The sequence below is a fragment of the Oleiphilus sp. HI0061 genome (assembly GCF_001635675.1).
Genome location: NZ_LWFE01001036.1, coordinates 1 through 25052, shown reverse-complemented (window position 1 = coordinate 25052; position 25052 = coordinate 1). Strand labels below are relative to the sequence as shown.

Sequence of the window (25052 nt, the reverse complement as noted above, 5' to 3'; positions counted from 1 at the left end):
CCATCAGCATACTTTCAGTGATTTCCAATTTAAACTTCGAGGTAGGTAGCGAAAACTCATCTACCACTAGTTTAATGCGTTCCTCCAAATCAACGTCGAATTGGCATGCGCTGATATTAATTGCCATCGTACACCTATCATGAGACGCTCCAGTCTCTTTTAGTGCAACGATCAACTCACATGATTCGCGCAGGACAATCTCTTGAATACGATGGATCGCGCCGGTCTGCTCAGCAATAGGAATAAATTTGTCGGGGCTAATTACCCCTTCCTCTGGGTGAATCCAGCGTACCAGAGCTTCTGCTCCTACTAAGGCTCCCCCCATATCCAACTGGGGCTGAAAGTAAGCTTCAAACTCATTCTTTGATATCGCTGCTTCAATATCACGCTCAATTCTTAATTGAAGGTCAGCCATTCTTTGCAACTCAGGGTCAAAGAATGCGTAGCGGTTACCACCTGCCTTTTTGGCTTTATACATCGCGGAGTCAGCACGTTTCAAAATTTCACTGGCGGAAACTGCTTTTTCATGGATCAAACAAATACCAATACTCGCACGCACGGCATAGTGAGCGTCCTGAAGAGTCAAGGTTTGCGAGAACACGTCTAATAAACTTTCAGCCAGCTTACTTGCTTCACGATGCACGTTATCAATATTTTTAGACTTAGACTCTAGTAAGACGACAAACTCATCACCCCCTAGGCGCGATAAATTTGTTTGGGGCCCAATGAATGGTTTCAGATTGTCAGCGATCTTGACCAGTAACTGATCACCGACCGTGTGGCCCAGCGAGTCGTTAATTCGTTTAAAATTATCCAGGTCCATAAATAGCAATGCGCCGATTAAATCATAGCGAGCAATTTTATCTACCGTGCAATCAAGATAATCATTAAACATTCTACGGTTCGGCAAGCCTGTTAATGGATCATAGTAAGCCAGCCTCTCAATATTTTCTTCTGCCTGCTTTTTTTCGGTAATATCTCGGGCGATCCACAGAACATGCTTTTTTTCTGGCTGCTCAGGCAAGTAATGATTGATCGGACAGATTCGCCCTTCAAAGACCCTGCGTCCCCCCTTCACTTCTAGAGTATATTCAAGAAATTCCAGCTCTGAATACTCGAGCGCCCGCCTAATAGCAGAAGTCAGCTGAACAGCGGTATCACAATCAATCACTTCTCGTATATTTTTACCGATAAGTTCTGAACTATTGACAACCAGTAGCTCACCATTGCCACCATAGATATCGATATAATTACCTTCTTCATCGAGAATGAGGCCCAAATCGGGAATGACGGAGATAAAAGCTTTGAGCTTTTCGTTGGATGTTTTTAGCTGGGCATTCAAGACTTGTTCACGCTGCATTGAATACTCTCTTTCAATTGCTATACGAGATAAGCCAGTGAAGTGATCAATTAACTTAAGGTCTTCAGGTTCAGGGAAGCGAATCTCGGGGTAATAAATAGCAAAGGTGCCCAAAACCTCACCTGTTGAAGAGACAATGGGCGTCGACCAACAAGCGACTAGGTTGTGAGGTAAAGCAAGGCCTTTAAAGTCCGCCCACAAGGGGTCTGTAGCGATATCGGCAACAATCACCTGCCGCTTAGTAAACGCAGCCGTGCCGCAAGAGCCAACGCTTTCGCCTATTTCGACACCATTAACAGCGTCACAATATGCCTTAGGCAAACTCGGTGCTGCGCCGTGGTGTAAGTTGTTCCCTTTCAATAAAAGAATCGAGCTCTTGCCGGCCTTGCTTGCCAAGGCCTGCTCGATTGAACTACAGATTTCTTCCAAGCACTCTGGTAGAGACGCGCCCGACGAAACCATTTCGGTAATCGATTGCTGAGCGCGTAATAATTTCTCCAGGACCTCTTGATCCATAACGACCCTCTATTGCATTTATTATTGTTATTTGTCGTTGTTACAGTTAAGACTGTCATCAGTATAGTCGAGAGTCTGAATAAATGGCTATTATAGAATTCGCAATTAGTCACTCACCCTAACAATCCATAGCCATCCAAAATACTGTAATACGCTTTAATCCAAGGTATGCTGCTCTACTAAAATACCTTCAAAAACCAAAGATTTATAACCTACCACACCCACTACTTTACCGTTTTTACCATCAATAACTGGCGCACTCGCCAAGCCAAACTGATCAAATAAACGAGCACAATAGCGCACATCCATTTCAGGTGGGACACTGACAACGGGCTTAGACATAATTTCATAGACATTAACGCGATCAGGTGACTTATCTTTTGCCAATACCTTTTTAGCGATATCTGACAGCATCACAACGCCGTACTCGTCATCCTCATTACGTTTTTTGATAATCACGTAGCTAGCATTATGCTCTTTCATTTGAATCAAGGCGTCTTTAACGGTCATCATGCCGTCCATTTCAACGTAGTTACTCCGCATGACATCCTTAATTTTAACAACCGTTTTATTGGTATGACTCATAACTCTTCCTCGACTTTAGCTGCAATAGATTGTATTTGGTGCGAGACGCCCACAGCATCTTCAACATCTAACTGTACGGCAATTCCCGTACCCGGACTGGTATCGAATTCGCCTACCTGTCCAATAGTCTCTAATATATGCCGGCTTAAGTGCTCTTCAACTATAAACAGCAAGACATCCCGTTGAGTCTCCAGGGTCAGGCCAAAAAAAGTCTTACTCTTTTTAATCCCTTCGCCTCTGGCATGGTTGATCACTGTGGCACCAGTCGCCCCAGCTTTTCGCGCAGCCTTCATGACCTTATCGGTTTTGTCATCCTCTACAAACACCAGCAATAATTTAAAATGCATGTACTTTCCCCTATTCGAAATTCTCTACAAACTCTGTACAGAGCTTATTCAGCTTGTGCCAAGCCCTGTTGTTGGTTTCGCTTAGCCAAATACTCAGTAATTTGCGCATAGGCCATCACCGACATTATTGGAAATAAGCTAGCAAAAGCGATTAAACCAAAACCATCAATCAAAGTGCTTCGCCCAGGTACTGTTTCAGCTAAGCCTAAACCCAAGGCTGCAACCAAAGGCACAGTTACAGTAGATGTCGTTACACCACCTGAGTCATAAGCCAAAGGCACGATCAGTTTGGGTGCAAAACAAGTTTGAATTACGACGACCACATAACCAGAGATAATAAAATAATGGATCGGAATTCCGGTAACGATACGATAAGTTCCTAAGGAAATACCTACTGCTACACCAATTGCGACGGCAATACGCAAACCCCAAATGCCGATCGCACCACCCGATACTTCATTCGCCTTGATCGCTACAGCTATTAGAGAGGGCTCTGCTATCGTGGTACTAAATCCTATGGCAAAGGCGAACAGATAGACCCAATAATAATCAAACCACTGAAGTGCATCGGCACCAATATCCCTCGCTCCTGCTATAAAAGCTGGATCAGTCAACTGTTGCGCCATTAATTTACCTAAGGGAAATAAGGCTCTTTCCAAACCGAGTAAAAATAGCGATAACCCGATCAGCACGTACAAGAAACCAAACAGCACCCTTTTCATATTGGGTATAGGCTTGCGAATCACAAGAAATTGAAAGCCAAACAATATAGCCGCGATAGGAATCACGTCTTTAATCGTGGCGAACGTAATGTCGATAATATCGTTGAGAAGTTCCATTAAGCGCCGAGCTCACTATATGATCATGCCGTAAGCCATCACGAATATCATCGGAGATAGCGACGCAAATGCGATTAATCCAAAACCATCAATCATCGGATTTCGGCCCTTGATTGATGAAGCCAAACCTACGCCCAACGCAGTCACCAGAGGAACAGTAATCGTTGAGGTTGTCACACCGCCCGAGTCATATGCAATCCCGATAATTTCCTTTGGTGCGAAACTCGTCATAATCACAACTAGAATATAGCCGCCAATAATCATCCATTGGATCGACCAGCCTGCAATAATACGCACCACACCCAGAACGATCGCCAAGCCTACAGAAAAAGCCACCGTAAATCGTAAGCCACTGGCATAACTTGTTTTAGCGGCTTCAGTTGCTTCGATCATGCCGCCTTCTGCGGCGACCGTTGCGGCTTCTGCAGCGACTGCTATCAAGGCAGGTTCAGCTATTGTCGTACCAAAGCCCAATGCAAAAGCAAAAGCAATCAGCCAAGCGACACTACCCTTCTTTGCTAAGGCATGAGCCATTGACTCACCGATCGGAAATAAGCCCATTTCCAGACCGAAAATGAAAAACGTCAAGCCAAGCAATACAAATATGACACCAATAATCATATCGACCAGGTTAGGTATCGGCTGCTGAAGTACTGCAAATTGAAAAAATGCAATAACAATTATGATCGGCGCCAGGTCTCTGAGACTACCTAGCATTGAACGAAAAATAGCGAGTATGCCTTGCTGCAAACTAAGTTCCCTTAATCTATACAAAGTTAGAAGTTGATAGCCCAAACAAGGTTTAGGCCCTAGAAACAAAACTCTAGAAATGAGTATAGGCCAATACTCACAAAGTGAAATTGACCTAAGACAATTTGAAAGCGCTTAGAGACCTTTACTTGTAGGTTTTACAAGGCCCAAGAACTCACTTAATCAGCAGCGACAAGCGTCGAATTACTTAACACTTATGATGTGACTTGCATCACAAAAAGAACCAATCATTACGATAAGCTACTGAAAAACATCACCAGACCTGAATAAAGTATTGTTATTGCATCAAGACTCTAGATTCTTAATCGACGCTTATTTCGAGGTGTATAAGATGTCTATTGTCAAAAGTCTCTTCCTATTTTTAGTTCTAATATTATCATCCAATCAAGCACTTTCACTTTCATGCGGAAGCAGTCTCAGAACAGCCGATCTAAGTCCTGCAACGAACTGTATAACGGGCCTAGGAAACCCCAGCATTAGTGCTATTAACGCCTTGTTTGACACCCCCCCTAGCTGGCAAAGAGTTAGCTCAGTAGAAGACAATACCTCTGGTGGTAGCGATGGCTGGTTTGGGGTGTCACTGGATCCAAACTCTAACTGGGGACAGAGCAATGTTTCTGGTGAATGGAGCTTAGATTCTGCCTTCTGGGATGCTTACAATGAGGGTGTAATATCAATGCGCGTAGGGAATGGAGGCGGAGACCCCGACTTTTTTGCTTGGAAACTGTCCGATGGAGCATCGACAGGAAGTTTCAGCTACGAGCGTCTAGCCGGTGGTGGAGGTGGTTTATCAAACCTAAAACTATGGGGACGAGTTACCGAAGTTATTCGCATTGAAGAACCTGCAAATATCGCACTCTTTATCATTGGCTTATTTGGCTTATTTGCCTCCAGACGCTTTAGCCAAACACACCCTTAATGTACATATGCGCAAGTTCACATTCACACAATTAACTGTCAGATTAGTTTACCCCCCCATAACAAAACCTTATTTTTTACACTTAAAAAGCATGATAATTAATTGTAGTTAAAGACAGAGGCAAATCATTGGTACAATTTATGCGTTAAAACCCTTATGTAAAATTATTAACAGGGAATATCATGAAAAATACTCTTAAAATAATATCAGGTATTGCGTTACTAAGCTTTGCCAGCCAATCTTTTGCAGCGATTTGTACTAGCGAAGGGCGAACTGCAGAGTTAACCATATCCACCGTCTGTGAATCTGGTAATGGAAACCCACACACTAACGATATCAACAATCTGTATGGTGACACACCTAGCTGGGAAAAAGTATCTGACATCGCAGGGTTTGAAGGTACTGACCTAAGCTTAGCTGATGGCCCATTACGAATCGGTTTAAATACAGGTTCTCTTTGGGGAAGCACCGACGTTACCGGAATATGGGGCATTCACAGTTCATTTTGGAGTCAGTTTGATGAAGCAGTGATCTCAATGCATGTTGGCGGAAACCCTCAAGATAACACTTCTGACTTCTTCGCATGATCCATTGCAACAAGCTCAACAACTGGCACGTTTGATTACAATCAAAGCTACGGAAATGGTGGCGGCTTATCTAACTTTATGCTTTGGGGAAGAAACACGGGTAACACAGTTGAGACTCCCGAGCCAGGCAGCATAGCTTTACTTGCTCTAGGCTTACTAGGTTTAGGTTTCTCTAGAAAGCTCTCTCAGCAGTAATAGTAAAAAATACGTTCTGGGTATTGATTACCCAGAAACACCTTACTTCTTACCCTCATAGATGACACCAGCACTGAGAATCACCAGATCAAGCTCTACGATAAACTAAAGATTGAGCTCACCGAAACTCTTATTGAAGTCCCTTAACTGATCATCTCCCCGGTCATACTCCGCCTGCCATAAAAGATCTTTATAATCTGATAGGACACGCTCTATAGATCGACTTAACTCATCGAAGTCTCCGTCCGCGACATAGATGGCCGCACGTACAATTCGATTTGTTACACGCCAATTTGTTTTAACAAACAAGGCCTCAATTTCATCTTTGGCCAGCAACCACTGCTTGCCAAAATCTCGCTCTAACTTATTTTGAATATCACCCAACAACTGCATTTCCACCTCACGAGGTTTGATTAAAAAGTGTCAGTTAAACCTCACTTAGCTACCAAGGCAGAACATCCCCATTTGAATGCCAGAACGTACCAGTATTCGTAAGATTCAACTCATCTACTCTCTGAGCTAAACGCTCAGCAGCTTGATCAGGGGTAATGTCGCCATAGCCTCCTATCATTTCAGTACCCACTAGACCCGGGTGGAAGACTCCGACAGCAATACCTTGATCTTCTAGATCCATCGCGAGAGAAACTGAGGCGATATTTAAGGCACACTTAGACATGCGGTAGCCATAGCGACCGCCACTGCTATTATCAGCTATGGATCCCATTCTACTGGTGATGATGGCAACCTTACCACCACTATCCAAATTGCCGAGAAGCGCCTCTGTTACTCGCAAGGGGCCTAATGCATTCACGCGAAACTGCTCTTCGAGCTGATCATAGTCGATATGCCCCAATACCTCATCTCGAAGAATTCCGGCGTTATTAATAAGAAGGTCTAATTTCACACCTTGAAGCTCAACACCTAGTCTAGCCACATCCTCTGCTTTGCTGACATCGATTCCTGCGATTATCTGGCACCCCAACGACAACAACTCTTCACTAGCTTCACGACAGACGGCATACACCGAGTAACCTTTAAACTTATAGTACTGACAGAAAGACAAGCCAATACCACGATTTGCTCCGGTTACAAGTATATTTTTTGACATGATATCTCCTACGAAATCTATTGGTGAAGCCGATAATAATATATAGAATATAACGTTATCGATTTATCTAAGGAGATGCAATGAGTCACGAAGCAACTAAAGCTTTACGCAGCATGCAACATCATAAGTTAGTATTACCTGAGCATATGAACCACCAAGGCTCCTTGTTTGGTGGCAACTTGCTGATGTGGATAGACGAAGTCGCCTATATGACGGCCGCCCTTCACTACCCAGGGCTGCGATTCGTTACCGTTGCACTCGATAATGTTGAATTCAAACATCGAATCGACTGTGGCGAAATAATTTGTTTTAAGGTCGACCTTGAGCGACAGGGAAACTCTTCAATTACTTATTTTATTTCAGTACGAAACGCTCGCGAAGACAAAGATACAGTTTTATTTGAAACTCGAATCACATTTGTATGCATTGATGAACTGGGTAATAAATGCCCTATTGAGTAACTACCAAGTAAATTACGACTTAAGATATAAGCATAAGTAAGGTCTAAGGCTAATCATGAATTCTTTACAAAACAACCATCCACAAAACTTTATCTCTGACTTTTTTAAGCTTGAGTCTGCCGGTGGAATATTACTAATTTTTGCAGCAGTCCTTGCCTTAGTGTTTGCTAATACGCCCTTATCTTCAATTTATGAATTGCTGCTATCAACCCCTGTAGAAGTCAAGATTGGCGCACTGGAAATCGCGAAGCCATTACTGCTATGGATTAATGATGGCCTGATGGCGGTATTCTTCTTTTTAGTCGGATTAGAACTAAAAAGAGAGCTATTAGAAGGCGAACTTTCCGACAAGCGAAATATAGTCTTACCCGGAATCGGCGCACTGGGTGGCATGCTATTTCCTGCACTTATATATGTTTACTTTAATTACGAAGACCCTCAGGCCCTTAGTGGTTGGGCCATTCCTGCTGCAACCGATATTGCTTTTGCCCTTGGTGCCCTGACGCTTCTTGGTTCCAGAGTTCCTACCTCGCTTAAAATATTCCTTACCTCTTTAGCAATTTTTGATGATATTGGCGCGATTCTGATCATCGCATTGTTTTACACGGATAAATTATCGCTAAGCGCGTTAATAATCGTTGCAGGCTGCATCCCTTTCCTAATTATCATGAACAAACGAAATGTCATCTCCAAAAGTGCTTATATTTTTATCGGTATCATTATGTGGGTTGCAACGCTTAAATCGGGCGTTCATGCGACACTTGCAGGTGTAGTTCTAGCGATATTCATTCCTATGAAATCTAGAGAGAACCCTTCGTTCTCGCCGCTTAAAGATCTGGAGCATGACCTTCACTCAGTCGTTGCTTTTGGAATTCTCCCCGTCTTCGCCTTCGCCAATGCTGGAATCAATCTATCAGGTATAGGTTTAGAGCAAATGCTTCATAACGTCCCCGTTGGCATCGCGCTAGGCTTGTTTGTCGGTAAGCAAGTGGGGATATTCGGTTTATGCTGGCTTGCCATTAAACTTAAACTAGCCCAACTACCTTCTGGCATGAACTGGCTTAGCCTGTATGGCACAGCGGCACTCTGTGGTATTGGCTTTACAATGAGCTTGTTTATTGGCTCACTTGCCTTTGAAGAAAGCGGAGTCAACATGATCTTTGATGAACGCCTTGGTATCGTCGTGGGTTCGCTGATATCTGGTATATTCGGCTTCTTTATCCTGAACAAAGCATTACCGAAATAACTGCTAGCTAAATTAGACTATATTCGCTAGCAAGCCTTTCATGGGGTCACATCAGACATAGATATAAGTGTCGATATTTTTTACAACCTATGAAAAACAACAAGACAAAAACAAACTCAATATATTGTTTTATATAATTTTTTTCAAACAGGCATATAAATAGCTTTAATCTGACCAGCCACCAAATTCAATGTAATACAACTAGGATACACACATGAAAAAATTACTCTAAGCGCTCTTACTTTAGTATTAGCAGCGCTGAGCTTAAACGTTAGCGCAACGACGATGACTATTGACACTCGTAGTATCACTAATGGTATAGACGACACGGATTTTATTACTTCATGGACTGATCAAACTTAAGCGATTAACTCACTAAATATTTCAGATTTCAGTGGTTTCTTTTCTGGCAACAACACGATCAGCCACTTAAGCATCTCACTAACATCTGCTATAAGCGGCTCGTGGGGAATCGAAGCTGGCTTGGACGCAGGCTACGGCGCAGCTCTATATGTTGATGGTAGCCTAATCGAAAATAGAACTGATGACCTTTGGTGGCAATACAACTGGAACAATTCTGACGTTCTATCTGGCACTGCCGGTATTTCTGCTGGCAGCCACACTATCGACCTATACTGGGCAGAAAACTGCTGCAACGGTTATAGCAGCGGTCGTTTCACAACAGATGGCGGCAGCACATGGCAGTCACTTTCTGTAGCAAATATTGATGCAGCTACTGTATCTGAGCCAGCGACTCTTGCTCTATTTGGTCTTGGTCTATTAGGTTTAGCTGGCGTACGTCGATTTAAATAAGCTTAACCTACTCCATCTCCTGGTGGTAAAGCTTTGGGTATTTTTTATACCCAAAGCTTTTTTAAAACTTAGTAACAAGCCCTCTCGAATATTTCTGCTTCCAAACCTCCTTACAAGCTCCCTTAATTCAGCGCCGTGTATTAGAATCAGTGTCATCAATCTATTAGCTACGCTGACCACACCATGACACGCAATCAGCTTTCGACTAGCGAATCGATCATTGTCGACGCACAAAGTTATTATGAGCAGCTTATCGAAGCAATTGATCTTGCCCAGCAAGAAGTTTTACTTGAGTCATATATCTTCAACAATGATTTTATTGGTCAGGCCATCTCTCAAGCTCTTGAAAACGCTTCTTTAAGAGGAGTGCAAGTCAGGGTTTTGGTTGACGGAGTTGGGGCAGGTAATAATTTTGAGCAGGTTGCCAAACAGCTCATTAATTGCGGCGCTGAAGTAAAAGTATACCGGCCATTACCTTGGCGTTTTGATCTATGGCCTTTATCCCTCTTCCCTGCTGCTGGTATTTTTAAGTTATGGCACTTGCTGAGCTATATTAATAATCGTGACCACCGCAAGCTTGTACTCATTGATGATAAGCTGGTTTTTCTTGGCAGTTTCAACATTACAAAAGCGCATTTACCCAAGGCCCTTGGCGGTCAACAATTTAGTGACACAGCAATCAGAATATCTGGACAAGTAACCCAGAGCGTAAGGCTAGCTTTCGACACCTGCTGGTATAAACACTCATGTCGCACCAGCGCTCGGTACTTGCCTGAGAGCCCTTTTCTCTATAACTTCAGCCGCCGCTTAAGACGAAAACAGAGAAAAGACTTATTACAGAGAATTAAAAATGCAAAGCATGCGGTATGGATAGCGAACGCTTATTTTGTACCAGATAGCGAACTGCAAGACGCCCTATGCACAGCAAGTAAAAGCGGGGTTGATGTAAGAATATTACTCCCCGGGCGTTCGGATATATTTTTCATTCCTTGGGCCTCTGCGTTCTTCTATTCAACATTACTTGAAGCTGGCATCCGACTCTACGAATACCAAGCAGGAATCATGCACTCTAAAACCTTGATTATTGATGACTGGGCTTGCATCGGCTCAAGTAACCTCAACACCCGCAGCCTAATGCATGATTTGGAAATCGATTACAGCCTGCAACTTACCGCCAGCCGAGAGCAATTGGCAATTAATTTTCGTGACGACCTGAGCTGCAGCGAAGAACTGAAGAGCGACTCGCTGGACAAAAAGCATTTTATCCAACGGTATTTGGGCGGACTGCTACTAATATTTTTCTCTTACTGGGTGTAAAAACTACCAAGCGATTAGCAAGTCATCCTCTTGTATATTTATTCGCCCTGGGTCCATACTGACACTACCACTAGCAAAACCAGGGTGCACCTGAGAAACGGTGAGTGATGTCTTGACATTCGTTAGTTCAGTACCCGCTAGCATATCTGCGTCGTAATAATTGTAGGTACGATATAAAGAAAACTTATCTCCAGGGCGAACACCGGAGCTTGCACCCGAATTGAAGTGTAATGTTTTACCGTCAACTCTTGATATACGTGCAATAAAGGGCTGACACTCCAATTGCTCTCCTACTAAAGTAGCAACACCATCCACCAGTTGAGCGACTGCTAGACCATATTCGTCATTCCAGAACTCTGCAGTGCCAAAGCCACTCAGATCATCAATATCATCTTCCCACGGCGCAGATACTGCAAAACTTCTTTGCCAGATAATCGCACCACTATAGCCATCATGAACAAATAGCTCCATTGCAAAGCGACGTTTGATATTGGCGTTATTGCTCATCCTTTTCAGTTTCGCCCAATATGATGTGGAGAAAGCTTCCGGGTCTTCTAGCGACAGATCTCTCACCACACCTGAGATAACAAATTGAGCTCCAACCTGCTTCGCGTAATCAGCCGCTTTGGTCAGTGTACTCTGCGATGTGAAGTGACTGGGCGCATTGATCACATCCTGATGCAAAGAAAACTCACTCTGCTCGAAAACAACTAACTTATCTTGCAGCTGTAAAGACTGATTAAGTGCACTGGCCAATCCACGCTCAATATTATGAAACCCCCCCAATCTCAGTTGAGCAGGAGACTGAACCGAAAACCCCAGCACCGCGATTTTTTTACGATATTTTTTTGCTTGGGAATCAGGGCAACTGGCAACTTCTTCAACATCAAAGTTCATCACCAGATTCAAGATGCCTTTTTTAACAAATTCATCTTGTAGTACAGATTTACGAATACGCGCTTCACCCGAAACTGAAAAGTAGTCCTTACTTATCTTTCCATTGCTAACACGTTGATCACTCTTTACTCGGGCACCCGCCTGAAGCAGAGCTTGCTTAAGCGCATCCTGTCGAGCACGATCTCTCGCCAGATCATAGCGTTGACCATCAAAATCTGCCTGCCCTGTGACTTGTATCCACTCTGCATTAGCACTTACTGGTGATAGCAAACAAGACATTAGAGCGAGCAAGAAGGAAAAATACTTCATACCAACCTCACTTCAAAAAATATACAGATTGCATTGACTGAGATGCAGCACGCTTAGTGCGGGGCTCACTACTGGAAGCCATAGGCAGTGGCCGGTGGCAATCTATACCGAACTTGATATTGTTCATTTTATTGATACAGTCGTGAAAATCGCCTGGCAGTAATATTTCCAACACAGTCTCAAATCCGCGCCCCTTATTCTCAATAATCGAAACTACCCTTGCACCTCGCACATAAGAATCGACAGCCGCTGCATAGTGATCACTTTTCATCACAAACTCATCAACCTGGGAACCACCACTGATTCCGATACCGTAAAGCCTTTCGGCCAAGGTACGGTAAGCATCAAGCTTTGAGGCCCTTATCGCCATCAAACGCTTCGACTCTGACTCCGAGTCCTCCTTTCTTTCATAAGCGCCATACCCCGTAACACGGACTACAATAGGCTCAATCGGCTCCTTCTCCTCTTTCTTCATCGTACCCACACTATTCTTATCTTTATATTTATGGGCATGAGCCGGAGAAAAGCAGAGCGCAGCGGTTAGTAAACAAAAAATGACTAGATTCTTCAAAGCAAGCATATCAAACTAGGTTCCCAGTAAATGGTGAGCGAAGATCGCATCGAGACACCCCGAACAACAGATACTTAAATGCGTTAATAAGAGCCAAATACCTGAGTTTTTCATAATCACTATGAAAATCCTGTGCCAAGTCATTACTGTAAAATTTGCAGCAATTCAGGAGAGCGCTTGCCGTTTTCATAGCTCTAAGCGGCAAATAAGGTTGTTAGGCGGCAATACAGAGTCATTAAATGACTTCAATACATAAGCACAGTTAAGCCAAAAAAATTACCACGAATTTGGACATTATGTTACAAAGCGTGACGTGCCCGTCGTTGTCACTTTCGACTTTCCGTTAAAATTGCCTCTACGGATCAAGCTACGTACAGTCACCGTACCGTTAGCCAGCATAAGTTAACTAGTCAGGACCCGCTCAAGGAACAAGGAAATAATGAATTTCAGATCCACCTTCAGCTTATCAAACTTTGCCATTTGCTTAGTTTGTCTCGCTTATAGCTCAACCGCACTAAGTGGCTACAAAGTATTTTTAGACCCTCGTTCCATGGCTATGGGCGGAACCGGTGTTGCTTCAGCTTCAAAGTTTAACGCGTCCGCTCACAACCCTGCTTTGATTGCCTTCAACCGAGGCGATAAGCCCGACAAGATCTATCTTGCAATAAATAGTGGCCAGCGACAGCTTTACGGAGAGTCTTTTAACTCTGACGTTCTCGACTATCAAAATTCACCAATAGAACAAGACTTTATCAACGCCGCTAACAGCGGAGATATTAGCGACACCAGAGATACCGCTAAACTTCTAAAAGACTCTCTAAGTGAAAAAAGTTTTAGCTCATATCGCTCTGATGAAATGCATAACTTTAACTTGTTAGTGGATACTGACCCGCTAACTATCAATTTCTACACTCGCCGTGAAATTCGCAAAGTAAGCACCATCCTAAATAAAGATGCAGCAACTATTGATGACATTGTTAGACAAGTAGAAACTACTGGCCTTGCGGAATCCACAGGTATTGAAGACCTATTAAGTTCATCGGTTGAAAGCACTCAATTTGACTATGAAGAAATGGGCGCAACCGTCGCTACAACCAATGTTATTGATTATAACATGCCCATATCGTGGGGTTTTACACCCAAACTGATTCAGTTCAATGCATCTCAAGTTTCAAGGCCGCTAGATGAATACGATGTGAATAACGCTCCGGCTGACAGACCTAGTGATAGCAACCTAGAATGGAACGTAGATATAGGCTTAGCAATCCTGTTTACCGACAACTTTTTACGTGAAGAATTCGGCCTGGATGGTTGGTGGCTAGAAGGCGAGTGGGTATTCGGTATTTCTGGAATGAATATGTTTCCAACCGACATTTCAACATTCTCCCCTCCCGTACCCACTGATGAATTACCTCGAGGCAAGCCTTCAGTTCAAGCACGCTATAAAGTGGGTTTAGCCACTTACCGTGAAGACTATATGATGACGCTTGATATTGATCTAAACGAAGATGAAGTGTTCGCCTTCGAAGGCAATACCCGCTTCATATCTTTTGGTGGTGAGTATTACTGGAGAGATGACTTCCACTTACGTGCAGGTGCGCGCTTCAATATTGCTGAAACAGAAGAGGCCTCAAAAGAAGATCACACCTTAACAGCTGGTTTTTTATACCAGCCACGCCACTTCAATATTGAGGCTGCATTTATGCTGAGTGAAGTAGAAGCTGGCGGTTCGATAGGATTTGGTTTAGCATTCTAGCTCTTTCTCTCCCGTGGGCTTGAATGTGATGAAAACCTACCTTGTGGGTGGTGCTGTACGTGACTCTTTGCTCGAAATTAACAGCAAGGATAAAGACTGGGTCGTAGTAGGTAGCAACCCAGACGAGATGCTTAAACAAGGCTTTACCCAGGTCGGCCAAGACTTCCCTGTATTTCTCCACCCCAAAACTAGAGAAGAGTACGCTCTTGCGCGGACAGAGCGTAAAAACGGTCAGGGCTACCAAGGCTTCAGCTTTGACACGTCAAAATCAATCACTTTAGAACAAGACCTTATCAGAAGAGACCTAAGCATTAATGCGATGGCAATGAGCGCAGACGGTGAGCTGATTGATCCGTATGGCGGTCAAGACGATCTGAAGAACAGACTACTCAGGCACGTCTCGCCAGCCTTCACAGAAGACCCACTAAGAATTCTACGCGTGGCTCGTTTCGCTGCTCGCTTTTATCACCTCGGCTTTAAAATAGCTGACGAAACACTCGATTTCATGAGCAAAATGGTTCTGAAAGGTGAGGCAAATCATTTAGTCCCTGAGCGTATCTGGCAAGAAACTGAACGAGCACTAAGTGAAAAGTCCCCTTGGATTTATTTTGAAGCACTTAGAAAAGTTGGCTGCCTGAAAGTCGTATTCCCGGAAATCGATGCGCTATTTGGCATTCCTCAGCCAGAAAAGTACCACCCAGAAATCGACTGTGGCATCCACGCTCTCATGTCCTTGGAGCAAGCTAGTCAACTAAGCCAATCAAAACAAGTTCGCTTTGCTGCTCTTACACACGACTTGGGAAAAGCTTGTACCGCCCCTGAAAAATGGCCAAGCCATCATGGCCATGAGCGCCTAGGTTTAGAGCCGATAAAGAAGCTCTGTGAACGAAATCGAGTACCGAATGAATACCGAGACCTGGCATGTTTATGCAGTGAATATCACACGCACATCCATAAAGCTTTTGAGTTAAGAAGTGAAACCATTCTGAAAGTTTTAAAGCAGTGCGACGCCTTTAGACGCCCTGAGCGCTTTGCAGAAATATTACTGTGCAGCAAGGCAGACTCACGAGGTAGGACCGGGTTTGAAAAGGCGCAATACCAACAAGCAGATCTTTTTAGCCGGATATTACACACTCTCAGCTTAATCACCACAAAAGAGATCGTTGCCGAGGGCTACAAAGGGAAAGAAATTGGCGAGCAGCTAGACCGTTTACGAAAAGAAAAAATAAAGCAGATAAAAAGCACTTATGAAGGAGAAAACTCGCCCACTAGCTGAGCATTTTTAAATCCGCACTGACGCCAAGCCTCATAACTTATGATTGCCACTGCATTGGACAAGTTTAGGCTTCTGCTATCGACCATCATTGGAATGCGGATTCTGTGTTCTGACTGAATACTCGCTAAAACTGAATCGGGCAGCCCTGCCGTTTCAGAACCAAACAATAATACGTCACCTTCCTGGTAAGTGAGCTGATCATGAGGCCCACTCCCCTTAGTTGTACATGCAATAATTCGCCGCCCTTCAACAGCCTCAAGAAAAGAAGCATAGTCCTTATGGCGCGTTACGTTTGCCATATCTCGATAGTCCAGACCCGCACGTCGAAGTTTCTTTTCTTCTAGATCAAACCCCAATGGCTCGATTAAATGAAGATAACAACCGTTGTTCGCAACCAGACGAATTATATTACCTGTATTGGGGGCGATCTGAGGTTCATAGAGTGCGATATGGAACATATATTTAATATCAACCAAATAGGGAAAATAGAAATAACAAAAAAATGCGCTCAAACAAAAAAGCAGTGCGACATAGCACTGCTTTCTTCTTTCATAACAAGAGGCTTAGTGAGTAGACTCACTACCCGCTTTTTTCTCAGCCGCTTCTTGCGCTTCTTTTTGCTTCTTCATTACAGCTTGAGCAAAGATAGCATCGAAGTTAACCGGTGCAACCATCATTGCCGGGAAGCTACCTTTAACGACAACTGTGTCAATAGTTTCACGCATGTAAGGGAATAGAAGATTTGGGCAAAACGCATTTAGCGCTTGTGCCAATTGAATACCTTCTAGACCTTCAAGCTTAAAGATGCCCGCTTGCTGAACTTCAACAATGTAAGCCGTCATACCTTCGACTGAAACGGTAAAAGTAGCTGAAACAACTATTTCATAGTGATCTTCACCTAAACCAGCATTTTTAGTATTGAGATCCATTTTCACTTCTGGCTTCCATTGTTTCTGGAAAACCATGGGTGAGTTCGGTGACTCAAAGGAAATATCTTTTACATAGATGCGCTGTAGGGCAAAGTTGACTTGTGGCTGCTGTTCCTCTTGAGCGCCAACTTCAGGCGTTTCATTCTCTGACATGATGGATCCTAATTCTTGATAATTTGATAACAGCTCGTAAAACTTAAGCTGACGAGCCAAAAGTTAAATACTAGGCGGTGCTAGTTAAAAATGCGAGCCTATCAAGCTCTTTTTTTAGTTTTTGCGATAGGAATAACCTTATAAGCTATAAGGTCTCCAATAAAGCGTCTAGCTCACCCTTTGCCTCTAAAGCAAATAAGTCGTCACAGCCACCTACGTGAGTTGTTCCAATCCAGATTTGTGGCACTGTATGCTGGCCAGATTCTTTCATCATCTTTTGCCTGATAGATGGATCTGCATCCACTAGAATTTCATCAAAGTTTACTTTCTTTTTTTGAAGAAGCGCTTTAGCACGAAAGCAAAACGGGCAGAATTTTGAAGAATACATTACGACCATTTTATTGACTCTTAGCTATTGTGTTTATTTACGAACCAGAGGCATATTGCTATTTTTCCACTCAGCAATACCACCACTCATACGGCAGACATTCTCAAAACCTTCTGCCTGCAAAGTCTTACCCGCCATTCCAGAGTGCTGACCCATTTTATCTACCAGGATAATTTGCTTATCCTTATATTTTTCCAGCTCAGTCGATCGCTCTTTCAAGTTTGCAAAAGGAATATGCAAGGCACCTGTAATTTTACCTTCAGAGAAGTCTTTCTTGTCACGTAAGTCAACGATCACAGCCTGATCTTTATTTAGTAAAAGCGTCGCCTCTTGAGGACTAACGGCTCTTCCAGAACGCGATCTCTCGGTAAACCATAGTGCAGCCAACAACGCGACAAACAAACCTGAAAGCTCAATATGATTACCAATAAATTCAAATAAACGATCCATTACTCAGTCCACAACAGTAAAACCGGCTAAATTGCCAGATAAAGTAGAAGCTCTGCCCTGAGTAGCGCCAGTAAATCTTGTTTCACTCGCTCTACTCCATAGCCTCACGCAAAAGGAGTCGCATTATACACACGCCCCTCCTGGCACCTCAATAGCTAGAACCTAATGCAGCGAGAACAACTAAACAACGACACACTAATTAATTCTGACACTCTAGGTCGCCAACCGTCCAAAATAACGGTAAAATCCGCGTCACTATTGGAACCTTGTATGAGAGTAATTTCACGAGGTTCACTGCGCGCCGTTTAAAACTTTACATTAGGTAGTACGTTAATATGGGTAAACAGACCACCGCACTAATCATTCTCGATGGCTGGGGCCACCGTGAAGAAACCGATGCAAATGCTATTCGTCAAGCCAGCACACCTTTTTGGGATAAAATTTGGCAAGAGCGTCCTCATAGCCTGATTCAAACCTCTGGCATGGCCGTGGGCCTACCTGATGGGCAAATGGGAAATTCTGAAGTGGGTCATATGAACCTCGGTGCCGGAAGAATCGTCTACCAAAACTACACCCGTATCACCAAGGATATTGACGAAGGAACATTCGAAAATAACGAAGCCATCTGCAAAGCTATAAACAGCGCAGTAGAAAGCGGCAAAGCAATCCATCTTATGGGGTTAATGTCTCCGGGTGGTGTTCACAGTCATATCGACCACATCCAGGCAGCCATTAAAGTAGCGGCAACAAAAGGCGCCAAAGAAGTTTACGTTCACGCATTCCTCGATGGCCGAGATACACCTCCGCGCAGTGCACAGCCCTCTCTAGAAGCTGTGGAAAAGCAACTTTCTGATCTAGGTATTGGTAGAATCGCTAGCATGGTCGGCCGTTACTACGCGATGGATAGAGATAATCGCTGGGATCGTGTAAAACTAGCTTATGACCTTTTAACTGAAGGACAGTCTGATTATCGTTACGAAACGCCTACTCAAGCACTTGAAGCGGCATATCAGCGTGACGAAAACGACGAGTTTGTTTCAGCCACAGCCATTGGAGATGCGAACTCTGGCCAGATCAATGACGGCGATGCGGTTATCTTTATGAACTTCCGAGCAGACAGAGCACGCGAATTAACCCGAAGCTTTGTTGATACAAATTTCGAAGGTTTTGAGAAATCCAAGGCACCTAAGCTTGCCGACTTTGTCATGCTAACGGAATATTCTGCAGACATTGCAACTAGCTGTGCCTACCCTCCAATGGACCTACCCAATTGCTTGGGTGAATACATGGAGACGCTGGATAAAACCCAACTTCGAATTGCTGAAACCGAAAAATATGCCCACGTCACCTTTTTCTTCAGTGGTGGCCGGGAAGCATTATTTAAAGGCGAAACTCGCGAACTCATCCCTTCTCCAGATGTAGCAACCTACGACCTAAAACCTGAAATGAGCGCTCCTGAAGTTACTGACAAGCTGGTCGAAGCGATTAAGAGTCAAGAATATGATTTGATTGTCTGCAACTTTGCTAACGGCGATATGGTTGGCCACACAGGAAAACTCGAAGCCGCTGTCAAAGCAGCAGAATGCCTCGATAGCTGCCTGGAACGTGTGGCAACCGCACTTGAAGAAAGTAAGGCCCAATGTTTGATTACCGCAGACCATGGTAACGCAGAGCAAATGCTTGATCCCAATTCAGGACAGGCACACACCGCTCACACCACATTGCCCGTACCACTGATATATTTAGGTGATAAAGACATTTCACTCAAAGACGGTGGTAAATTAAGCGATATCGCACCCTCCTTGCTCGATTTGATGTCTATCGATATCCCTTCAGAAATGACGGGAATGTCACTAATCGGAAAATAGTCTGCAATAGCCTCAGTGTATAATAATCAATCCTTTAAGAAGAGCACTAGAGTATTCTTATGCTCTTCGTGGATTGTAGGAACCCTCTAATGTCTTGGTCGATTAACTTAATATGCATGCTAGTATTAATTATCAACATGCTCTCAAGGCTCCTCACTAATCGATGAAATACCTTCTGCTTACATTCTGTTTGTTAGCTTCACTCGTAGCAAACCCAAGTCTTGCAGAAGTTTCTCAAGAACACTCTGAGCGTGAACTCGCTCAACTTAAATCCAGCATCACCAAAATCAATCGCTGGCTGAATCGCGCTAATACTGAAAAAACCGGGCTTTCAAAAGCACTGGAGAAGCAAGAAAAAGCTATCAGCAAGCTAAGCAAGTCAATTCGTACCAGCAAAGCAAATATAACGAAGCAAACCAAAGAGCTTAAAAAGCTGGAAAAAGACCACTCTCAACAAACAAAGGCGCTAAAAAAACAGCAGTCGTTCTTAATAAAGCAATTACAACGTGCGTACCTGCACGGGGAACAATCTCAAACCAAACTTCTTTTAAACTCTAATAACCCCCAGGAACTTGCTAAGGATATGCGTTTCTTTGCCTATATTAATGAAGCGCGTAGTGAAAAAATTTCCGAGGTACAAGACATTCTTAACATCATAAAAAATACCGAGAAAAAAATACTTGTTAAGAAAAATAAACTGCACGAACAGCATAAGCTTCAACAACAACAGCGCTTAGAGCTGAAAAAAGAACAAGCAGCTCGTAAACAGGTACTCGCAAAACTCAAGGCCAATATAAAAAATAACACGCAGCGTCTTGAAAAAATGCGCAAAGACCAAGCGCGCCTAGAGAAGCTTCTGAACGAATTAGAGCAAGCCATTGCCAACATCCCCCTCCCTGACGACGCCGCTCCGTTTAGCAAACAAAAAACCAAGCTTCCGTGGCCTGCGAAAGGTAAAGTCATTGGGCGCTTTGGTAGTCGAATTGCTCAGGGTAAGCTAAAGCTCAATGGCATTCATATTGAGACAAAAAACAACCAGGAAGTTCAAGCCATCCATTCTGGAAGAGTTATATTTTCTAACTGGATACGTGGCTTTGGTTTGCTCATTATTATCGATCATGGTAATAATTACATGAGTTTGTACGGTAACAATAAGAGCCTTGCAAAAGATACCGGAGACTGGGTTAGAGCAGGTGAAGTTCTCGCCTATGCAGGGCAAAGTAATGCAAAAAGTGAAACAGGGCTATACTTTGAAATTAGAAAAGACGGAAAGCCTTTAAATCCTAGCCGATGGCTACGAAAATAAATTCTTCAGGACCCACTTAATGAAATTAGTTTCTCGTTCCTTACCTTTAATGACATCACGCCGCAAACGCATCTGCACTTACAGCGCTATTCTGGCTGGGTGCTTATCTTTCAGTCAGCCCGCACTTTCCCAGCAAACTGAAAGTGCTGGTATACAAGATACTAATTTAGCTTCGGAACAAGCGACTGCCCCCTTACCTTTAAATGAGCTGCGAAAGTTTACCAATGTATTTGGCAAAATTAAGAATGCCTACGTCGAAGAAATAGATGACGCTACCCTGCTAAAATATGCGATTCGTGGCATGTTGTCAGGGCTTGACCCACACTCAGCTTATCTTGAGCCAAGCGCATTTTCAGACCTGCAAGAGAACACTTCAGGCACATTTGGCGGCTTGGGTATAGAGGTAGGTATGGAGAATGGCTTTGTAAAAGTTATTGCGCCGATTGATGATACCCCCGCTCAGAAAGCAGGCATTGAGGCTGGCGATTTAATTATCAAATTAGATGAAACACCCGTAAAAGGAATGAGTCTTGATCAAGCTGTTGACACGATGCGTGGTGAAGCGGGTGAGCCGATTACATTGACCATCGTCCGTGAAGGCGAGCGCGAGCCATTAGAAATAAAAGTCGTACGTGACATTATTCAAGTAACCAGCGTCAAAACGCTAGTACTTGATGAGCAGTACGGCTACATCCGTATCACTCAATTTCAGGCACAAACTGGTAGCGACTTCGCCAAAGGCCTTAAAAAGCTTCAAGATGAAACTGAAGAACTTGCAGGCTTAGTTATTGACTTAAGAAACAACCCTGGAGGCGTACTTCGTGCTTCAGTAGAAGTTGCCGACCAGTTGATTGAAGAAGGTCTCATCGTTTATACAAAAGGCCGTGCTAGCGAAGCCGATTTAAGCTTTAACGCGACACCTGGTGACGATGCTAATGGCATACCCATTATCGTTCTTATTGATGGAGGCTCCGCATCAGCTTCTGAAATCTTGGCCGGAGCACTTCAAGATCACAATCGGGCAGTCATAATGGGAACACAGAGCTTCGGCAAAGGCTCTGTACAGAACGTCATGGCTCTTGATGCTGAATATGGGCTTAAGCTAACAACGGCCCGCTACTATACCCCTAATGGCCGCTCGATTCAGGCGCAAGGTATCGAGCCCGATATAGAAGTTAACCGAGCCAAGTTGAGTGAAGAAAAAACCAAAGCCTTTTATCGAGAGTCTGATCTAGCCGGTCACTTAAGTAACGGCAACCAAAATAAGAATGAATCCAGCAAAGAAGAAAGCGAAGACTCAGAAGTTTCTCGTCAACAATCCATGCTGGAAAAAGACTTCCAGCTTCAGGAAGCTTTAAGTTTGCTAAAGGCTTTGGATATTCTAAAAGTTAAGCAAAAGAACTCTTCCGTCAAAACACCAGAGAGCCAAACTGAGGCTGAAAACCTAGCTGAAGAAGGCACGCCACAAGGTGAGTAACTATCTCCTCAAGCTCAGTACAGTAGTCACCTTTATCCTGACTACTGTCGTGCTTGCTTTTCCCGTTGCTGCAGAACTAAAGCAGCAACCGACCATCGCGATCGTCATTGACGATATGGGGAATCACCTGGAGAACGGCTCCCGATTAATTGACCTACCCTACCCCCTTACTTTGTCTTTTCTACCAGAAAGACGCCATACACGAGCCCTAATCGAAAGAGCTAAAGAGAATGGCAAGGAAATCATGCTCCACTCGCCCATGCAAAATAAGCTTGGGATTAAGCTCGGTAAGGGCGGTTTAACCGAAAGCATGAGTGAGATGCAAATTAAGCAAACCTTGCGAAAAAGCTTTATCTCGATTCCGCATATGGTAGGCCTGAATAACCATATGGGCAGTCAGTTGACAACTCAAAACAAGGTTATGGAGTGGGTAATGGAAACGGTTAAACAGCACCCCTTCTTTTTCTTGGATAGTCGCACCTCTGCCAACTCGGTTGCCGCCAAAATTGCCGCAGCGCACCAAATCCCTAACATAAGCCGGGATGTTTTTCTTGACCATTTTCAAACCCGAAAATTTGTTCAAGCTCAGTTTATCAAGCTAGTCGAACTAGCAAAGAAGAATGGCACAGCCATAGCAATCGCCCACCCTCACAAAGTCACAGTTGAATACTTGAGCTGGGCTCTGACAAAGCTTGACGAAAAAGGTATCAGTATCGCTTCTGCTAGCGCTATCTGGCAAATACAAAACCCTGGACAGAGCATGCAAAACATCTTTGCTGCAAGAAACAAAGTTCCTCGACTAGCACAAAGTAAATCATCCACGTCAGACACCTTAAAGCACGCAAACTACAGCCCGCAAAGAATTCCGCAAGAATATCAAGACACCCTATAAATTCTTCCTACCGATCCATAAACAGTTATTTTTCGTGATAATTAATTTAGTCGATCTTTACTGGTCAGATTTTCTATCAGGTCTATACTAAATATGCGCGGTGCCTCCGCACTTTCAAGGATTATAGCGAACACATTTCAAACCCGAGGTTTATCACCATGTCCGGCAAAAATATAGACAGCTTATTTCACGACGGCACTCTTGCTGCGATTACCTTTATGACGGCTGACGCCGCATTTGCCATCCCTCTGGAACAAGTACTTTATATTGAGAAAGACGTGAAAAGAAACCTTCAGGTAAATGAGCTTGATGAGTTTAATCACGAAGTGATTACCTTCCAGAACAACACTGTTCAGCTGTACGATTTTAATCAGCTTATTGGTTCTGAAAATCACCAGACCCTAATGAACAACCTGGTTGCCAAACTGAACGAAATGGAGCAGCAACATAGAGATTGGCTTGATGCACTAGAGTCATCACTTAAAAACAACACGCCCTTTACTAAAGCGCTTGACCCTAACAAATGCGCTTTTGGCATGTGGTACAACCAGTTCGAAACAGATATTGAAGAGCTTAAAGAAGCCCTCCTGCGCTTTGATGAACCCCATAAAAAGTTACACGGTTTAGCTGAAACCTTACTCAACTTAAATCAGACTGATCACGACGAAGCAATGAAGATTCTGAACACCGAAAGACAAACCACGCTATCAGAATTGATCCACCTGTTCCATTTAACCAAAGAGCGAGCCTTATCGAGCATCCGTCCTATCATTCTTTTTGTAGAGCGCACTGGCGGCAAAGTAACAGCCTTACGTCTTGATAATATCAACGACATCGTCACCTTTAACAAAAAAGTATTTTGTCGAGATGACTCTGCAGATGGAATCATGAGAAGTAAAAATGATGACTTTGTGGTGGAAGGCTTTCTTAGAGACGGTAACGAAGCACCATTAATGCTGATCAACTGCCAGCCTGAGAGCAAGTCTGAATCTAATCAGGTTGCATAGAATTTAAAAAGCTTTGTAGGCAGCGCCTTCCACGGCTCGCATGAGGGCTAGCACGAAATTGATCGTGCGCCTGAACCCTCTGCCTACAATAGACAACTTTCTCGCGCTTAAGACCTACAGGCGCATTTCAATACCACAATCGGCCATATGTGCCTTGGCTTCTTGAACGCTGTACTCTCCAAAATGAAAAATACTTGCTGCCAGAACAGCATCGGCGCCACCTTCCAAAACTCCATCTGCCAAGTGCTGTAAATTCCCCACACCGCCAGATGCTATAACCGGAATAGACACAGCATCGGTAATCGCCCTAGTGACGCCTAAGTCGAAGCCGTTTTTCATACCGTCCTGATCCATACTGGTTAGTAATATTTCACCAGCACCGTAATCAGCCATTTTCTTGGCCCATTCGATTGCATCCAAGCCTGTAGGCTTACGACCACCATGAGTAAAGATTTCCCATCGACCTTCTTCACCCTCTGCACTCACCTTCTTCGCATCAATTGCGACGACAATACATTGGCTGCCAAATTTCTCGGCAGCTTCACGAACAAACTCTGGGTTAAATACTGCCGCTGTATTGATCGCAACCTTATCCGCGCCGGCATTCAACATACAGCGGATATCTTCAACTTTTCGGATTCCACCACCAACCGTTAGCGGAATAAACACTTCACTCGCCATTTTTTCAACAGTATGAACCATTGTGTCA

The 25052-nt window shown here is 43.8% G+C and carries 28 protein-coding genes; 14 read left to right on the top strand and 14 right to left on the bottom strand.

The window, feature by feature from the left end; genetic code table 11:
- From A3735_RS13290 to A3735_RS13270, 5 genes are all read right to left on the bottom strand, one after another.
- A partial coding sequence (locus tag A3735_RS13290) for a diguanylate cyclase domain-containing protein (RefSeq protein ID WP_068638157.1) occupies positions 1-1876 on the bottom strand: 1876 nt, incomplete at its 3' end.
- Positions 1877-2032: 156 nt separating this feature from the next.
- Positions 2033-2461 (bottom strand): CBS domain-containing protein, encoded by a 429-nt coding sequence (locus tag A3735_RS13285; RefSeq protein ID WP_068511236.1) that lies wholly within the window; start codon positions 2459-2461, stop codon positions 2033-2035.
- Positions 2458-2808, bottom strand: a complete 351-nt coding sequence (locus A3735_RS13280) for a P-II family nitrogen regulator (protein WP_068511238.1) — start codon at positions 2806-2808, stop codon at positions 2458-2460. The genes A3735_RS13285 and A3735_RS13280 overlap by 4 nt, the downstream gene beginning before the upstream one ends.
- A 44-nt stretch (positions 2809-2852) precedes the next feature.
- Positions 2853-3647, bottom strand: a complete 795-nt coding sequence (locus A3735_RS13275) for a DUF1538 domain-containing protein (protein WP_068554982.1) — start codon at positions 3645-3647, stop codon at positions 2853-2855.
- A 15-nt stretch (positions 3648-3662) separates the two neighbouring features.
- Entirely contained in the window at positions 3663-4364 is a 702-nt protein-coding gene (locus tag A3735_RS13270) for a DUF1538 domain-containing protein (protein WP_068511339.1), read from the bottom strand.
- Positions 4365-4749: 385 nt separating this feature from the next.
- Between A3735_RS13270 and A3735_RS13265 the strand changes: the two genes are divergently transcribed.
- From A3735_RS13265 to A3735_RS32580, 3 genes are all read left to right on the top strand, one after another.
- On the top strand, positions 4750-5337 hold the full coding sequence (locus A3735_RS13265; RefSeq protein ID WP_068511242.1) for a hypothetical protein: 588 nt from the start codon (positions 4750-4752) through the stop codon (positions 5335-5337).
- A 182-nt stretch (positions 5338-5519) separates the two neighbouring features.
- Entirely contained in the window at positions 5520-5924 is a 405-nt protein-coding gene (locus tag A3735_RS13260; RefSeq protein WP_068554980.1) for a hypothetical protein, read from the top strand.
- 78 nt (positions 5925-6002) lie between these two features.
- The gene (locus tag A3735_RS32580) at positions 6003-6119 is read left to right on the top strand and encodes a PEP-CTERM sorting domain-containing protein (protein WP_082865496.1); all 117 of its coding nucleotides are present in this window, start codon (positions 6003-6005) and stop codon (positions 6117-6119) included.
- 105 nt (positions 6120-6224) lie between these two features.
- Here the strand turns inward: A3735_RS32580 and A3735_RS13255 are convergent, their stop codons facing one another.
- Positions 6225-6512, bottom strand: coding sequence for a hypothetical protein (locus A3735_RS13255; protein WP_068511245.1), 288 nt, complete (start codon positions 6510-6512; stop codon positions 6225-6227).
- Between the two features lie 49 nt (positions 6513-6561).
- On the bottom strand, positions 6562-7227 hold the full coding sequence (locus A3735_RS13250; protein WP_068511247.1) for an SDR family oxidoreductase: 666 nt from the start codon (positions 7225-7227) through the stop codon (positions 6562-6564).
- An 80-nt stretch (positions 7228-7307) separates the two neighbouring features.
- On the opposite strand from A3735_RS13250, the gene A3735_RS13245 reads away from it, so the two are divergent.
- The 4 genes from A3735_RS13245 to A3735_RS13230 all read left to right on the top strand — a co-directional run bounded on the left by A3735_RS13245 (position 7308) and on the right by A3735_RS13230 (position 11064).
- On the top strand, positions 7308-7688 hold the full coding sequence (locus A3735_RS13245) for an acyl-CoA thioesterase (protein WP_197475850.1): 381 nt from the start codon (positions 7308-7310) through the stop codon (positions 7686-7688).
- A gap of 55 nt (positions 7689-7743) precedes the next feature.
- Complete coding sequence (gene nhaA / locus A3735_RS13240) at positions 7744-8934, top strand: Na+/H+ antiporter NhaA (RefSeq protein ID WP_068511248.1); 1191 nt, start codon at positions 7744-7746, stop codon at positions 8932-8934.
- A 366-nt stretch (positions 8935-9300) separates the two neighbouring features.
- Entirely contained in the window at positions 9301-9747 is a 447-nt protein-coding gene (locus A3735_RS30975) for a CCXG family PEP-CTERM protein (RefSeq protein ID WP_082865130.1), read from the top strand.
- 183 nt (positions 9748-9930) lie between these two features.
- On the top strand, positions 9931-11064 hold the full coding sequence (locus A3735_RS13230) for a phosphatidylserine/phosphatidylglycerophosphate/cardiolipin synthase family protein (RefSeq protein WP_068511250.1): 1134 nt from the start codon (positions 9931-9933) through the stop codon (positions 11062-11064).
- 3 nt (positions 11065-11067) lie between these two features.
- On the opposite strand, the gene A3735_RS13225 is transcribed toward A3735_RS13230, so the two are convergent.
- Positions 11068-12270, bottom strand: a complete 1203-nt coding sequence (locus A3735_RS13225; RefSeq protein WP_068553171.1) for a flagellar assembly protein T N-terminal domain-containing protein — start codon at positions 12268-12270, stop codon at positions 11068-11070.
- A gap of 7 nt (positions 12271-12277) precedes the next feature.
- A complete protein-coding gene (locus A3735_RS13220) occupies positions 12278-12850 on the bottom strand; it encodes an LPP20 family lipoprotein (RefSeq protein ID WP_068511254.1) in 573 nt (190 codons plus the stop codon).
- Between the two features lie 430 nt (positions 12851-13280).
- On the opposite strand from A3735_RS13220, the gene traF reads away from it, so the two are divergent.
- On the top strand, positions 13281-14597 hold the full coding sequence (traF, locus tag A3735_RS13215) for a conjugal transfer protein TraF (protein WP_068553194.1): 1317 nt from the start codon (positions 13281-13283) through the stop codon (positions 14595-14597).
- A gap of 28 nt (positions 14598-14625) precedes the next feature.
- Positions 14626-15873, top strand: coding sequence for a multifunctional CCA addition/repair protein (locus A3735_RS13210; protein WP_068511343.1), 1248 nt, complete (start codon positions 14626-14628; stop codon positions 15871-15873).
- Here the strand turns inward: A3735_RS13210 and A3735_RS13205 are convergent.
- From A3735_RS13205 to A3735_RS13190, 4 genes are all read right to left on the bottom strand, one after another.
- A complete protein-coding gene (locus A3735_RS13205; protein ID WP_068511345.1) occupies positions 15843-16331 on the bottom strand; it encodes a tRNA (cytidine(34)-2'-O)-methyltransferase in 489 nt (162 codons plus the stop codon). The genes A3735_RS13210 and A3735_RS13205 overlap by 31 nt on opposite strands.
- Before the next feature lie 105 nt (positions 16332-16436).
- A complete protein-coding gene (gene secB / locus A3735_RS13200) occupies positions 16437-16955 on the bottom strand; it encodes a protein-export chaperone SecB (RefSeq protein WP_068638155.1) in 519 nt (172 codons plus the stop codon).
- A 145-nt stretch (positions 16956-17100) separates the two neighbouring features.
- Positions 17101-17352 carry a glutaredoxin 3 gene (gene grxC / locus A3735_RS13195; RefSeq protein ID WP_068511259.1) on the bottom strand — a complete coding sequence of 84 codons (252 nt, stop codon included), beginning with the start codon at positions 17350-17352 and terminating at the stop codon, positions 17101-17103.
- 24 nt (positions 17353-17376) lie between these two features.
- Positions 17377-17793 carry a rhodanese-like domain-containing protein gene (locus A3735_RS13190; protein WP_068508189.1) on the bottom strand — a complete coding sequence of 139 codons (417 nt, stop codon included), beginning with the start codon at positions 17791-17793 and terminating at the stop codon, positions 17377-17379.
- 335 nt (positions 17794-18128) lie between these two features.
- On the opposite strand from A3735_RS13190, the gene gpmI reads away from it, so the two are divergent.
- The 5 genes from gpmI (at position 18129) to A3735_RS13165 (ending at position 24343) form a co-directional block, all read left to right on the top strand.
- The gene (gene gpmI, locus A3735_RS13185; protein ID WP_068553192.1) at positions 18129-19661 is read left to right on the top strand and encodes a 2,3-bisphosphoglycerate-independent phosphoglycerate mutase; all 1533 of its coding nucleotides are present in this window, start codon (positions 18129-18131) and stop codon (positions 19659-19661) included.
- A gap of 163 nt (positions 19662-19824) precedes the next feature.
- Positions 19825-20967: a murein hydrolase activator EnvC gene (locus A3735_RS13180; protein ID WP_068511263.1), complete on the top strand. Its 1143-nt coding sequence runs from the start codon at positions 19825-19827 to the stop codon at positions 20965-20967.
- A 19-nt stretch (positions 20968-20986) separates the two neighbouring features.
- A complete protein-coding gene (locus tag A3735_RS13175) occupies positions 20987-22444 on the top strand; it encodes a S41 family peptidase (RefSeq protein WP_068511265.1) in 1458 nt (485 codons plus the stop codon).
- Positions 22437-23336, top strand: coding sequence for a divergent polysaccharide deacetylase family protein (locus A3735_RS13170; protein ID WP_068553865.1), 900 nt, complete (start codon positions 22437-22439; stop codon positions 23334-23336). Before A3735_RS13175 ends, A3735_RS13170 begins: the two co-directional genes overlap by 8 nt.
- 158 nt (positions 23337-23494) lie before the next feature.
- Positions 23495-24343, top strand: coding sequence for a CZB domain-containing protein (locus tag A3735_RS13165; protein WP_068511269.1), 849 nt, complete (start codon positions 23495-23497; stop codon positions 24341-24343).
- Between the two features lie 114 nt (positions 24344-24457).
- Here A3735_RS13165 and hisF read toward each other — a convergent pair.
- Positions 24458-25052, bottom strand: a 595-nt coding sequence (gene hisF / locus A3735_RS13160; protein ID WP_068638153.1) for an imidazole glycerol phosphate synthase subunit HisF, incomplete at its 5' end; no start/stop codon positions are given.